The sequence below is a fragment of the Micromonospora sp. CPCC 205739 genome, from assembly GCF_036906795.1.
In the GTDB taxonomy this organism is placed as follows: Bacteria; Actinomycetota; Actinomycetes; order Mycobacteriales; family Micromonosporaceae; genus Micromonospora.
The window spans coordinates 133,183-147,116 of the sequence record NZ_JBAKHS010000013.1 but is presented as its reverse complement, the minus strand read 5'-3'; the positions used below and the strand labels follow the sequence as shown (position 1 = coordinate 147,116).

The following is a 13,934-nucleotide window of genomic DNA, read 5'->3' as shown; positions in this document are numbered from 1 at the left end:
AACCGTCGGTCAGGGCAAGGGTCAGACAGCCGGGTGACCGCTCCTACATCCTCACTGTCAGGGCAGGGTCCACTTCTGGTTGGCGCCGGTGTGGCAGGTCCACAGGTGCACGGCCGTGCCGTCGGCGGAGTTGTTACCCGAGACGTCCAGGCACTTGCCGGACTGCGGGTTCTTCAGCGTGCCGTCCGCCTGCGCGGACCAGTTCTGCGCGCCGGAACCGTTGCACGTCCAGAGCTGGATCTTCGTACCGTCGGCCGAGCCGCCACCGGAGACGTCCAGGCACTTGCCCAGCGCCTTGACCGTCGAGTTCGGGCTCACCGTCCAGGTCTGCGCCCCGGAGCCGTTGCAGGTGTAGATCTGGATCTGGGTGCCGTCGGCGGTGCCGCTGCTGCGCACGTCCAGGCACTTCCCGGCCAGGCCCTTGATCGGGCCGGTCCCGCCGGTGCCGGACCCCTTCACCAGGGTGAAGTCGTCCACGTCGAAGAGCCCGGTACCCGAGCCGGTGTAGGTCAGGTAGAGGTTCTGCGTGCCCGACGGCACCCCGGTGAGGTTCGTCGTGACGTCGGCGTACGTCGTCCAGCTGCCGGTGTTGGGCACCGCGACCGAGCCGAGGACGGTGCCGGTGGTGGAGCCGGTGCGCACCTGGATGGTGCCGCCGGGCCCGCCGGAGACGACCCGCGCCTTGAACGACGTCACGCCGGTCAGGTCGACCCCGTTGTACGCCGACCAGTCACCCGGGTCGATGTAGCCGAGGGTCTGCCCGCCGTTCGCGCCGGCCTTGGTGAACGGGGTGACCCCGCTGGCCGAGCTGAACGACTCGGCCTGGACGGTGGTGTTGCCGCCCGGCGGGGTGGAGCCCAGTTCCTTGATCCGGATGTTGCGGAACGAGGCGTCGTCGCCGGTGCCGTGGTTCTGCAGGCCGATGTGCCCGGCGAGCGAGCGGGCCGGGTTGATGTTGGTGAAGTCGTTGATCTTCACGCCGTTGAGGAATACCTGGAGCCGCTCGCCCTCGACCAGCAGCTCGTAGGTGTTCCACTCGCCCGGCGGGTTCAGCGCCGCGTCCCGGGCGGCGATGTCCGCGGACTTGAAGGTGTAGACCGCGCCGGTGGTGCGGTCGGCCGCGTCGGTGGCGTCGATCTGGATCTCGTAGCCGTTGTTGACCGCGGACCAGGGGTCGGTCGACGGCGGGAAGCCGATGAAGACCCCGGAGTTGTCGTCGCCGGCGAGCTTCCAGTCCAGCTTGAGCGAGTAGTTGGTGAACTGCTTCGCGCTGTACCAGTAGAGCCCCATCCCGCCGACCGAGGTGAGCGTGGCGTCGGCGTTGGTGAAGCTGCCCGGCCCGGCCTGCGACCAGCCGGTGGTGGAGCCGTTGTAGAGCGCGGTGTAGCCGGTCTCCGGCCGGCAGTCGGCCTTGCTCCGGCCGGCGGCGTAGCGGATGCCGCCGAGCAGGTGTGCCCGGAACGCGGGCTCCGAGTACGACGCCTGGGTGTGCCCGCCGCCGGTGTAGAAGGCCCGGCCGCCGCTGTAGGTCTTGCACCAGGAGTGCGGGTGGTCCGCGCCCATCGAGCCGCCGGAGTACGACGACTCGTCCAGGGTGGCCAGCACCCGGGCGGTGGAGCGGGCGTTGGTCTGGTAGTTGTACCACTCGTCGGTGCGGGTCCAGGTCTGCGGCAGGTGCGCGGTGGCCGCGTGCCCCCGGTGCTCCACCTTGACGTTGGCCTGCTGGATGGCCGGGTGCGAGGCGAAGTACGCCCCGACCAGGTTGCCGTAGAAGGACCAGCCGTACTCGGTGTCGGCGGCGGAGTGCACCCCGACGTACCCGCCGCCGGAGCCGATGTACGACTCGAAGGCGGTCTGCTGGCTGGCGTTGAGCACGTCACCGGTGGTGTTGAGGAAGACCACCGCCTCGTACTGGGCCAGGTTGCCGGTGGTGAACGCGGCGGCGTCCTCGGTGGCGGTGACGGTGAAGCTGTTGGCCGCGCCGAGGTCCCGGATGGCCTGGGTGCCGACCGCGATGGAGTCGTGCCGGAACCCGGCGGTCTTGGAGAAGACCAGCACGTCGTACGGGGCGTCGGCGGCGGACGCCGGGGTGGCGGGGACGGTGCAGGCGATGGCGGCGAGGACGGCGGTGGCCGCGCCGAGGACGGGTCGGAGGAGTCTGCGCATGTCGCTCTCCTGACTGGTGCTGCCGGCGGAGGGCCGCGGGCTGCGGGTTGCGGGGTTGCGGGCTGGCGGGCTGAGCGGGGTGGGCGGGGCCCCCGGCGCGACGCGGGGCGTGGACCGGGGGCCCCTGGCGTGCGGTTAGGGCAGGGTCCACTTCTGGTTGGCGCCGGTGTGGCAGGTCCACAGGTGCACCGCCGTGCCGTCGGCGGAGTTGTTACCCGAGACGTCCAGGCACTTGCCCGACTGCGGGTTCTTCAGCGTGCCGTCCGCCTGCGCGGACCAGTTCTGCGCGCCGGAGCCGTTGCACGTCCAGAGCTGGATCTTCGTACCGTCGGCCGAGCCGCCACCGGAGACGTCCAGGCACTTGCCCAGCGCCTTGACGGTGCTGTTCGGGGTCACCGTCCAGGTCTGCGCCGTGGTGCCGTTGCAGGTGTAGATCTGGATCTGGGTGCCGTCGGCGGTCGCCGCGTTGCGCACGTCGAGGCACTTGCCGGCGAGCCCGACGATCGGCCCGGTGCCGCCGCCACCACCGGTGCCCGTGGTGAACGTGAACGAGTCCACGTCGAAGAGCGCTCCCGCCCCACCGGCGAAGGTGAGGTAGAGGGTGGTCGTGCCGGCCGGCGGGCTGGAGATGGTGCCGGTGACGTTCTGGAACGTCTCCCAGGAGCCGGTGACCGGCACGGTGGCCGAACCGAGCACGGTGCCGGTGGCCGAACCGGCCCGCACCTGCAGCGTGCCGCCGGCGCCGCCGGAGGAGACCCGGGCGGTGAACGACGTCACGTTGTTGATTTTGTACGGCTCGAACGCGATCCAGTCGCCGTTGTCGATGCTCCCGACGGTCTTCCCGCCCTCGGCCGTCGCCTTGCTGTACTGGGCGATGCCGGAGGAGGTCTTGTAGTGCTCCGCCTGGCGCTTCTTCGGCTGGAGGGTGTGCTGCTTGTGGGTGGTCAGCCCGCCCGCGTCGGTGTACTCGGCGTCGAAGATCGCGAAGATGTTCGCCGCGTCGTCGTGCTCACCGTCGACCGGGATGGTGATCGAGCCGGAGCAGCCGGTCTTCGAGGTGATCTGGTGACCGTGGCTGTCGTGGCCCAGCACGTAGGTCATCTTGACCTTGGTGCAGTCGATGGTGCCGTCCTCCGGGTCGGTGACGGTGATGCTGAACGGCACGGTGTCGCCGTAGTTGAACAGCTGACCGTTGCCCGGGTTGGTGATGGTGACCGTCGGGGCGGTGTTGCCGACCCCGATCTGCACGTTCGCCGTGCCGGTGGCGTTCTGCGGGTCCTTGACGGTCAGCGTGACGGTGTAGGTGCCGTTGGTGGTGTAGGTCTTGCTGGGGTTCGCCGCCGTCGAGGTGGTGCCGTCGCCGAAGTTCCACGAGTAGGTCAGCGCACCACCCTCGGGGTCCGACGAACCGGCGGAGGAGAAGTTCACCGTCAACGGGGCCGCGCCGGAGGTCTTGTCCGCCGTGGCGACCGCGGTCGGCGCGGCGTTGCCGCCGGCGATGTAGTCGTACCGGTAGAGCGCGGAGTTCGCGTCGCCGTTGAAGTAGCCGGTCCCGTAGTCGAGGACGTAGAGCGCGCCGTCGGGCCCGAACGCCATGTCCATGACCTGCTTGCCGTTCCACGGGAACGTGTCGATGGTGCCCGGGCTGCCGTCGGCGTTGAGGTGGATCGGCTTGATCCAGCCCCGGCCCAGCTCACCGGCGAAGAACTGCCCGTCGAACGACTGGGGGAACTTGGTGGTGGAGGTCGACGAGGCGTTGTACCGGTAGACCGGGCCGGCCATCGGCGACTCGGAACCGCCGCCGAACTCCGGCGGGCTGCCGGCGTCGCCGGCGTACCGGATCCAGGCCGCCTTGGCGCCCGGGAGGGTGGTCAGGCCGGTGTTGCGGAACGAGTTGTTGGTCGGCCCGCCGGTGCAGTTGTACTTGGCGCCGGCCGTGTTGTTGGCGAAGTCCCACTCGGCGTACGTCTCGTTGGCCGTGTTGGTGCCGGTGCAGTACGGCCAGCCGTAGTTGCCCGGCCCGGTGATCCGGTTGAACTCGACCTGGCCGCTCGGGCCGCGGCTGCTGGTGGTGCCGGCGTCCGGGCCGTAGTCGCCGACGTAGACGATGCCGGTGGTCTTGTCGACGCTCATCCGGAACGGGTTGCGGAAGCCCATCGCGTAGATCTCGGGGCGGGTCTTCGGGTCGGAGTCGACGAACATGTTGCCCGACGGGATGGAGTACGTCCCGTTGGCGTTCACCTTGATCCGCAGGATCTTGCCGCGCAGGTCGTTGGTGTTGGCCGAGCTGCGCTGGGCGTCGTAGGCCGGGTTGCGGTTGGTGCGCTCGTCGAGCGGGGCGTAGCCGGACGAGTCGAACGGATTGGTGTCGTCGCCGGTGGAGAGGTAGAGGTTGCCGGCGGCGTCGAAGTCGATGTCGCCACCGACGTGACAGCAGATGCCCCGGTCGGCCGGCACGTCGAGGATGTCGACCTTGCTGGCGGTGTTCAGGGTGAAGTCGCTGTTGAGCGTGTAGCGGGAGAGCCGGTTGACGCCCTGCCAGGCGGAGAAGTCGCTGCCGGTGGCCGGCGCGTCGCCGGACGGGGTGGACAGCGGCGGGGCGTAGTACAGGTAGATGTGCCGGTTGCTGGCGAAGTTCGGGTCGACGCCGACGCCCTGCAACCCCTCCTCGTCGTGGGTGTAGACCGACAGGGTGCCGATCACCGAGGTGGTGCCGTTGGCGTCGGTCCGCCGCACGGTGCCGTTGCGGGCGGTGTGCACGACCGAGCGGTCCGGCAGCACGGCGATCGTCATCGGCTCGCCGACCTCGGCGACGCCCTTGGCGAGGGTGACCTGCTGGAAGTCGGTGGCGGTGATGGGGTGGGCGGAGGCCGGCGCCGGGCCGCCGAGGGCGGTCGGACCGGCGGTGAGGGTGACCGTGCCGACGGCCGCCACCAGGAGCAGGGCGGATGCGGCGGAAAACCATCGTGGGGAGCGGTGGGTGGGTGTGTCCTTCATGGACATGCTCTGCTGTCCCTTCCTGACGAGTGACTGCCAGGGTGGGGCGCGCGCCGTCGCGCCGGATGCCGGGTACGGGGGGTACGGCAGGGCCGATCCGGGCGGCGCCGGACCGGCCGTGACCACCGGTCGGGGCGGGGGGACCGCGCGCCCGGAGGCCACCAGTCGATGGGTTACCGCGCCGCCGGTTCACCTCGACGAAACAGGTTCGTGATGCCACGAACATTAAGGCTTGTGAATTTTGCTGTCCATACCTTCTGCCCCACGAACGCAAACTTTTGTTCGATTGGCTGAAAGTTGGCGGACACGGCGAGGGAAGGCCCCGGTGGGCCGTCGCGCGTACCGCCGTCAGCTCCGGCGGCGCACCGCCTGGTCGGCCAGCCCGGCCAGCGCCGCCAGCGCCGGCTCCTGCAACGGCAACCGGTCCAGCGCGGCCCGGGCGGCCTCCGCGCGCAGCAGGATCAGCCGCTCGATCTGCTCCCGCGCCCCGGTCGCCTCGATGATCGCCCGCAGCTCGGCCGCCCCGTCGGCGTCCAGGCCGGGATTGCCGAACAGGTCGCGCAGCCGGGCGCTCTGCGCCCGGTCGGCGGCGTCCCGGGCCAGCGCCATCATCACCGTGGGCTTGCCCTCCCGCAGGTCGTCCAGGACGGACTTGCCGGTCACCGCCGGGTCACCGAAGACGCCGAGCACGTCGTCACGGAGCTGGAACGCGTCGCCGAGCGGGTCGCCGAAGTCGGTGAGCGCGGCGACCAGCTCCGGCTCGCCACCGGCCAGCGCCGCGCCGATCTGCAGCGGGCGGGTGACCGTGTACCGGGCGGCCTTCATCCGGATCACGGTGAGCGCGCTGGCCACCGAGCCGTCACCGACGCCGGAAACCAGGTCCAGGTACTCCCCCGCGATCACCTCGGTCCGCATCCGGGCGAAGACCGCGTACCCCCGGCAGACCTGCGCGGTGCTCAGCCCGCACTCGTGGAACATCTGGTCCGACCAGGCGGCGCAGAGGTCGCCACAGAGCAGCGCGGTGTTCCGCCCGTACGCCTCCGGGTCGCCGCGCCAGGCGGACCGGGTGTGCAGGTCGGCGAAGAGCCGGTGCACCGACGGCGCACCCCGGCGCCGGTCGCTGCCGTCGAGAATGTCGTCGTGGATCAGCGCGAACGCGTGGAACAGCTCCAGCGCCGCCGCGGCGACCACGATCGGCCGGTCGTCCCCGCCCCCGGCGCCGCGCCAGCCCCAGTAGCAGAAGAGCGGGCGCAGCCGCTTCCCGCCGGCCAGCACGAACCGGTGCAGGGCAGCGAAGATGCCGCGCGGCGCGCCGTCCGGCCAGTCCGGCCCCTGCCGGTCCAGGAAGGCCATCAGTTCGGCGTCGAACCGCGCCCGCAACCCGCTGGTGTCGGTCGGCGCGGCGGTGACGGTCACCGCCGGTCCCCCGAGTCCGGAGGCGGCCCGGCCGGACCGGACGGTCGCCCGAGCACACCGGACCCGGCCGGGGACGGCACCGGCGCCGCGCCGGCCGGGGACGCCGGCGGGGCCAGCCCGGCCAGCTCCAGCAGCAGCGCCTTCACCTCGGTGGCCGCGAGCCGGTCCCGGGCGGCGGCCGGATCGGAGCAGAGCAGCACCGGGGCGTCCGCCGGGTCGGCGGGGAGCCGCCCGTGCGAGCCCCGGATCGCCCGCGCCCCGGCGTCCAGCCCGACCACGCTCATCAGGTACCGCATGCCGAGCTTCTTGCGGGCCAGCGCGACCGCCGCCCGACGCTTCGCCGCCCCCGGCGCCGCCGGGTCGAACAACAGCTCGGCCGGGTCGTACCCCGGTTTCCGGTGGATCTCCACCAGCCGGGCGAAGTCCGGGGCGCGGGCGTCGTCGAGCCAGTAGTAGTACGTGAACCAGGCGTCCGGTTCGGCCACCAGCACCAGCTCACCGGCGCGCGGATGGTCCAGCCCGGCCGCCGCCTTGCCGTCGGCGTCGAGCACCTCGGCAACCCCGGGCAGGCCGGCGCAGAGCTTCGCCACCGTCGGCACGTCGGCCGGGTCCCGGACGTAGACGTGGGCCACCTGGTGGTCGGCCACGGCGAAGGCCCGCGACGTCCACGGGTCCAGGTACTCCATCCCGGCCTGGGTGTAGACCCGCAGCAGCCCCTCGGCGCGCAGCAGCCGGTTGACGTCCACCGGCCGGGAGACGTCGGTGATGCCGTACTCCGACAGCGCCACCACGGTGGCGTCGCGCGCCCGGGCGGCGTCCAGCAGCGGGCCGAGCACCGCGTCCAGCTCCGCCGCCGCGGCGGCGGCCCGGGGCGAGGACGGGCCGAAGCGTTGCAGGTCGTAGTCGAGGTGCGGGACGTAGACCAGGGTGAGGTCCGGTGCGTGCTCGGCGAGGATCTGCTCGGCGGCCCGGCAGATCCACGCCGAGGAGGGCAGCCCGGCGCCGGGTCCCCAGTAGGTGAAGAGCGGGAAGGTGCCCAACGCGGTCGTGAGCCTGTCGCGCAGCTCCGGCGGGTCGGTCCAGCAGTCCGGCTCCTTGCGGCCGTCGGCGTGATAGACCGGGCGCGGGGTGACCGTCCAGTTGACGTCCGCGCCCATGGCGTACCACCAGCAGACGTTGGCCACCGTGTAGCCCGGTTCGGCCCGGCGGGCGGCCTGCCAGAGCTTCTCCCCGCCGACCAGCGCGTGGTGCTGCCGCCACAGCAGCACCTCGCCGAGGTCCCGGAAGTACCAGCCGTTGCCCACGATCCCGTGCCCGGCGGGCGGCTCCCCGGTGAGCAGGGTCGCCTGCACCGAGCAGGTCACCGCGGGCAGCACCGTGCCCAGGCCGGCGACGAACCCCTCGTCGGCGACCGCGCGCAGCCGGGGCATGTGCGCCAGCAGCCGTGGGGTCAACCCGACCACGTCCAGCACCACCAGTCGACGGCTCATGCCGGCACCTCGGAATGTCGGTCGGTCACTCGTTGACTCATCGTCGTACCCCTCCGGTCGTCGGGACGGGTCGGTCCGCCGGCGTCAGGCCGAGCGCGACCAGCTCGTCGCGGGCGAAGGCCACCTCGGCGGCGATGCCGGCGGCCAGCTCGGCGTCGGTGCGCGGCCGGCGCGCCGCCGGCAGCACCCCCCACGTGTACGTCTCGACGTCGAGGTGGTCACAGCCGGCGGCGGGACCGGCGAACAGCTCGGCCAGCGCGGCGCGCAGCACCGGCACGGTGGAGGTCAGCGGTGGCTCGGGCGGGGCGTGCAGCGGCACGTGGTAGTGCACCCGCCACGGCCCCGGCGGCCGGTCGGCCAGCGCGCCGTCCAGGTCGTCGGCGGCGTACGCCGGGTCGGCCGGGTCGGCGGCGTGGGCGCAGCCAGCAGCCCGGGTCTGGTGCAGGAAACGGGGCTCCACCCAGCGCGCCAGCGCGTCGGCGGCGCGCTGCGGCTGGGCGGCCTCCAGGGCGGCGGAGACCTGCACCTTGACCACCGGGAGCCCGGCGGCGCGCAGCCGGGCCAGCGCCTCGGCCGGCTCCTCCCAGGCGCAGGCGAGGTGCGCCAGGTCCAGGCAGACGCCGAGCCGGTCGCTGTCCACGCCGGCCAGCGCGGTGACGGCCTGCCCGGTGCGCTCGACCACGCAGCCCGGCTCCGGTTCGAAGCCGACCCGCACCGGGCGGCCGGTCTCCCGTTCGATCGTGGCGAGCCCGGCGGCGAGGTCGTCCAGCCGGCGGCGGGCGGCGTCGGCGCGGGCGGCGTCCCAGGGGTGCCGCCAGGCCAGCGGCAGGGTGGAGACCGAGCCGCGGGCCGCGTCGTCGGGGAGCAGGTCGGCCAGCACCTGGGCCAGGTCGAGGGTGTAGCGCAGCCGGGCGTCGGTGGTCCAGTCCGGCCGGTAGACGGCGCCCTTGACCACGGGGGCCTGGAAGGCCGCGTACGGGAAGCCGTTGAGGGTGACCACCTCCAGCCCCCGGCGGGTCAGCTCGGCCCGCAGCCGGCGGCGGGCGGCCGGGTCGGCGGCCAGCTCGGCGGCGACCGGCGCGGCCAGCCAGAGGCCGAGCCCGAGCAGGTCGGCGCCCAGCGCCTCGCGCACCGGTTCGGCGTGGGTGTCCAGTTGGGCGAGGATGCCGGCGGCGTCCTCGGCGGGGTGCACGTTGGTGCAGTAGCCGAGGTGGACGGTGCTGCCGTCGGCGTGCCGCAGCCGCATCAGTCGCCGCCGCGCAGGATCGAGTTCCCGGCGAAGGTGCCGGCGGACGCGGCGTCCAGGTCGGTCAGGTCGAGCCGGCCGGACTGCCCGTAGAACTCCACCGGGTTGCGCCAGAGCACCCGGTCGACGTCGTCGTCGGTGAACCCGGCCAGCAGCATCGCCTCGCCGGTGGCCCGGGTCAGCAGCGGATCCGAGCGTCCCCAGTCGGCGGCGGAGTTGACCAGCACCCGCTCGGCGCCGTACGTGCGCAGCAGCTCCACCATCCGGGGCGGGGACATCTTGGTGTCCGGGTAGATGGAGAAGCCCAACCAGCAGCCGGTGTCCCGGACCAGCTTCACGGTGACCTCGTTGAGGTGGTCCAGCACCACCCGGCCCGGGTCGATCCCCGACTCGGCGACCACCGCGAGGCTGCGCTCGACGCCCCGGGCCTTGTCCCGGTGCGGGGTGTGCACCAGCGCCGGCAGGTCGTGCGCCACGGCGAGGGCGAGCTGGGCGGCGAACGCCTGGTCCTCCTGCGGGGTCATCGAGTCGTACCCGATCTCGCCCACCGCCACCACGGCGTCCTTCTCCAGGTAGCGCGGGAGCAGGTCGAGCACCGGCCGGCAGCGCGGGTCGTTGGCCTCCTTCGGGTTGAGCGCGACGGTGGCGTGGTGCCGGACGCCGAACTGCCCGGCCCGGAACGGCTCCCAGCCGATCAGCGAGTCGAAGTAGTCGGCGAAGGAGGCGGGGCTCGTGCGGGGCTGCCCCAGCCAGAACGCCGGCTCCACCACCGCGCGGACCCCGGCGGCGGCCATCCGCTCGTAGTCGTCCGTGGTCCGCGACGTCATGTGGATGTGCGGGTCGAAGATGCGCATTCAGGCCTCCCTGATGGTGAGCCGGTCGAGCAGGTCGGTGGCGTCGGCGGGCAGCTCCCGGCCGGCGGCGTGCCGCTCCGCGGCGAGCGCGGCGAGCATCGCGGCCAGCTCGCCGTCGGCCCGGCGGTCCAGGTCGGCCACGGCGGCCAGCGGCACCCCGGCGAAGACGCACTTGAGCACCGCCTGCCGCCAGGACGCCGGGTCCAGGTGCCGGGCGTACGGGCCGAGGGCGGCGGCGACCAGCCGGGTGTCGTTGGTGCGGATCGCGTCGTGCAGCAGCGGCACCCCGGCCGCGCCGACGGGCAGCAGCGGCAGCGCCTTGAGCACGGCCCGCTTCTCGGCGGCGTCGCCGTCGCGGTACAGCGCCTCGGCGTGGGCGGCGTGGTCGGCGGGGAGCGCGACGAGCAGCAGGGCGCGGGCCGCCTCGTCGGCGGTCCAGCCCGGCGCGTCGACGAGTTCGCCCCGCCCGCAGCGCCGGCCGGCGGCCGGGAAGAACCGCGCGATCGTCGGGGGCTCGGCCGCGACCCGGCGCAGCGCCGCCGCCAGCCAGTCGGGATCGGGTACGCCCTCCAGCGCGGCCCGCAGTCGATCCGGTGTCATCCGTCTCTCCTCCCCTGGTGCTGGTCGGTCGGTGTCTAGGCCACCTCGGCGGCGGCGCGCAGGAAGTCGAGGGACCGGGCGGCCACGGTGGGCGCGGCGTGCGAGTGCCGGGGCAGCTCCACGGCCACCAGTCCCCGGTAGCCGGCGTCGGTGAGGGCGCGCAGCACCGGCGGGAAGTCGATCTCGCCGGTGCCGAACTCCAGGTGTTCGTGCACGCCCCGGCGCATGTCGTCGATCTGCACGTTGACCAGGTGCGCGGCCACCTCGTGGACGCACTCGGGCACCGGTCGCGGCTCCAGGCAGCGGCAGTGTCCGATGTCGAGGGTGATGCCGAAGCGCTCCGGCTCGCCGAGGGCCTGCCGCAGCCGGCGCCAGCCGGCGATGTCCTCGACCAGCATCCCGGGCTCCGGCTCGAAGCCGAGGGTCACCCCGGCCCGGTCGGCGGCGTCGAGCACCGTCGCGCAGCCGGCGACCAGCCGTTGCCAGGCGAGGACCGGCGGTACCGCGTCGGGGCGTACGCCGGCCCAGAAGGAGACCGCCTCCGCGCCGAGGTCGGCGCCGATCCGGACCGCCCGGGTGAGGAAGTCGATCCGCCGGGCCGGCTCGTCGTGCAGCAGCGTCGGCGCGTGCTTGTGCCAGGGGTCGAGCAGGTAGCGGGCCCCGGTCTCGACCACCACGGCGAGGCCGAGCGCCGCCAGCCGGCGGGCCACCCGGTCGACCCGGCGGGCCAGCCCGGGGGCGAACGGGTCGAGGTGGTCGTGGTCGAGGGTGAGCGCGACGCCCTGGTAGCCCAGCTCGGCGAGGACCGCGAGGGCGTCGTCCAGCCGGTGGTTGGCGAAGCCGTTGGTGCCGTAGCCGAACCGCGGCCCACGATCGTCCCGGCCTCCCCGGCCGGCCGGGTCCGGAGCCGGGCGCGGCGGGGTGGGCCGGCGGGGCCGCGGGGTGGTCATGTCGGGGAGACCTTCCGGGCCAGCCGGCGGCCCAGCGGCGCGGCGGCCGCCACCGCCAGGCCGAGCAGCCCGGCGCCGGCCCGGGCGGTGAGCGCGCCCTGCAACGCCGGCAGTCCGGTGATCCCGGCGCCGACGGCCGCGCGTACCCGCCCGGCGGACGGGTCGGCCACCACCCGGGCCTGCGCCCCGCCGTACCGGGCGGCGTACCAGCCGGCCAGCGCGACCGGCAGCGCGGCGGCGGCCCGGCGGGCGACCACGGCGGGGCCGGTGTCGGCCGGCCCGGCGGGACCGGCGGGGAAAGCGGTGGACCGGCCGGCGGCGGCGATCGCGACCAGGGCGGTGCCGGCGAGGGTGCGCAGCGGCAGCGCGGTGTCCGCGCCGGCCACCTCGCGGCGGGAGAGCGCGGTGACCGTGAAGGTGTGCGCGGCGACGGTGAGCGCCGCCGGCAGCGCCCGGGCCGGGTGCCCGCCGGTCGCGCCGAGCAGCACGTCCAGTCCCCGGCAGGCGGCCATCACGGCCGGGCCGGCGGCGGTGTTCTTCGCCGCCAGGTCGTACCCCCAGATCGTCGCGGCGAGCGGGACCGCGACGGCGGTGGCCCGCCGACCGCCCACGAGCGCGGCCAGGCCCAGCCCGGCGGCGGTGAGACCGGCGGCGAGGCCGACCGCGGCGCCGGGCGCGACCCGCCCGCTGGGGATCGGCCGTTCGGGACGTTCCACGGCGTCCAGGCGCCGGTCGGCCCAGTCGTTGGCGGCCATCCCGGCCCAGTAGAGCAGCACCGACGCGCCGGCCAGGCCGACGGTACGCGGACCGAGCGTCCCGGCCGCGGCGGCACCGGCGACCACGTCCCCCGGTACGGAGAGCGCGGCCGGCGCCCGGACCAGCTCGGCCAGGGCGGCGAGGTCGCTCATACCGTCGCCTCCCTTCGGTCAGCGACGCCATGAGGCTCCACCGCGCTGCGCCTGACGATTCGCTCGCTACGCTCGCTCATGCGGCACCGCCGGCGTGCAGCCGCCCGGTGAACTCGACCAGCCGCTGCCACTGCTCAGCCAGCGAGTGGGTGGGCGAGCCGAGCGGGTCCTTGAAGAAGAAGGCCAGCTCGCTCAGGGGGCCGACCCGGCCGGCGGCGTGCGCGGCGGCGGTCAGCCGGGCCAGGTCGAGCACGAGCGGCGCGGCGAGCGCGGAGTCGCAGCCGTGCCAGGTGAACTCCATCCGCATGCCGGTGCCGAGGAACCCGGCGAAGGTGATCAGGTCCCAGGCGGTCTTGAAGTCGCCCAGCTCCTCGACGTACTCGATGCGGGTCTGCCCCTGCGGCAGGTAGCCGAGCGTCTCGCCGAGGACCCGCTGCTTGCTCTCCACCTTGGCGGCGTTGGCGGCCGGGTCGGCGAGGGTGGCGCCGTCGCCGCCGCCGAGCAGGTTGACCCCGGACCACGAGCGCACGGCCAGGTGCCGCATCGCGAACATCGGCGCGAGCACCGACTTGACCAGGGTCTCCCCGGTCTTGCCGTCGTGCCCGGCGTACGGCAGGTCGCGGGCGACGGCCAGCTCGGCCAGCGCCGGCAGCCGCAGCCCGGTGGACGGGGTGAAGTCGACGTACGGGCAGCCGGCCTCGACGGCCGCGTACGCGTAGAGCGAGCTGGGTGGCAGCACCTCGTCGGGGCCGGCGAGCGCGGCGCGCAGGGCGGCCGGGTCGGCGTGCCCGGGGTGCGGCCGGGCGGCCGCCTCGGTGGCGGAGACGTTGACCACCACCACCCGCTCCAGCCGGTGCCGCTGCCGGAACGCGGTGAGGTCGGCGACGACGGTGGCGGCGCGTTCGGCCTGGCTGCCCCCGGTCGGCGCGGGGCGCAGCTCCTCCTCGACGGCGGCCAGGTCGGCGGCGAGCGTGGCGGCCAGCCGGCCGGGCAGCACACCGGCGTCGGCCAGCGTCTCGGCCCGCTTCGTCAGCGGGGTGGTGGCCAGGTCGTGACCGCCGAAGACCAGGTCGGTGAAGGCGGGCAGGGCCGGCCCGCGCAGCGCGGGCAGCTCGGTGACGCAACCGGTCGGCGCGGTGAGCCCGGCCCGCAGGGCGAGACCGCCGACGATGCTGGTGGTCGCGACCGAACCGCGCGCCCCCACCAGCCAGACACCCGTACGCATGGTGCTCCTTCCGTCGGGAGGAACCGCCCCTTGCATTCAACTACATCAATATCAGATGGTTCGCCGGAAAGATACCGGTCCA

Annotated in this window: 10 protein-coding genes; all 10 read right to left on the bottom strand. The window is 73.9% G+C overall.

From position 1 onward, the window contains the following. Positions 1 to 57: 57 nt before the first annotated feature. Complete coding sequence (locus V6U88_RS20395) at positions 58 to 2,166, bottom strand: ThuA domain-containing protein (RefSeq protein WP_334455206.1); 2,109 nt, start codon at positions 2,164 to 2,166, stop codon at positions 58 to 60. 135 nt (positions 2,167 to 2,301) lie between these two features. Then, a complete protein-coding gene (locus tag V6U88_RS20390; RefSeq protein ID WP_334455205.1) occupies positions 2,302 to 5,169 on the bottom strand; it encodes a PQQ-dependent sugar dehydrogenase in 2,868 nt (955 codons plus the stop codon). 342 nt (positions 5,170 to 5,511) lie between these two features. Beyond that, entirely contained in the window at positions 5,512 to 6,579 is a 1,068-nt protein-coding gene (locus V6U88_RS20385; protein ID WP_334455204.1) for a polyprenyl synthetase family protein, read from the bottom strand. Further along, positions 6,576 to 8,069, bottom strand: a complete 1,494-nt coding sequence (locus V6U88_RS20380; protein WP_334455203.1) for an alkaline phosphatase family protein — start codon at positions 8,067 to 8,069, stop codon at positions 6,576 to 6,578. The genes V6U88_RS20385 and V6U88_RS20380 overlap by 4 nt, the downstream gene beginning before the upstream one ends. A 37-nt stretch (positions 8,070 to 8,106) precedes the next feature. Further along, entirely contained in the window at positions 8,107 to 9,315 is a 1,209-nt protein-coding gene (eboE, locus tag V6U88_RS20375; protein ID WP_334455202.1) for a metabolite traffic protein EboE, read from the bottom strand. Further along, a complete protein-coding gene (locus tag V6U88_RS20370; RefSeq protein WP_334455201.1) occupies positions 9,315 to 10,169 on the bottom strand; it encodes a TatD family hydrolase in 855 nt (284 codons plus the stop codon). The genes eboE and V6U88_RS20370 overlap by 1 nt, the downstream gene beginning before the upstream one ends. Next, a complete protein-coding gene (locus V6U88_RS20365; protein ID WP_334455199.1) occupies positions 10,170 to 10,769 on the bottom strand; it encodes an EboA domain-containing protein in 600 nt (199 codons plus the stop codon). A 35-nt stretch (positions 10,770 to 10,804) separates the two neighbouring features. Next, positions 10,805 to 11,719 (bottom strand): sugar phosphate isomerase/epimerase family protein, encoded by a 915-nt coding sequence (locus V6U88_RS20360; protein ID WP_334455198.1) that lies wholly within the window; start codon positions 11,717 to 11,719, stop codon positions 10,805 to 10,807. Then, positions 11,716 to 12,627 carry an SCO3242 family prenyltransferase gene (locus V6U88_RS20355; RefSeq protein WP_334455196.1) on the bottom strand — a complete coding sequence of 304 codons (912 nt, stop codon included), beginning with the start codon at positions 12,625 to 12,627 and terminating at the stop codon, positions 11,716 to 11,718. The genes V6U88_RS20360 and V6U88_RS20355 overlap by 4 nt, the downstream gene beginning before the upstream one ends. A gap of 76 nt (positions 12,628 to 12,703) precedes the next feature. After that, positions 12,704 to 13,852, bottom strand: a complete 1,149-nt coding sequence (locus V6U88_RS20350; protein WP_334455194.1) for an inositol-3-phosphate synthase — start codon at positions 13,850 to 13,852, stop codon at positions 12,704 to 12,706. Positions 13,853 to 13,934 lie beyond the last annotated feature (82 nt).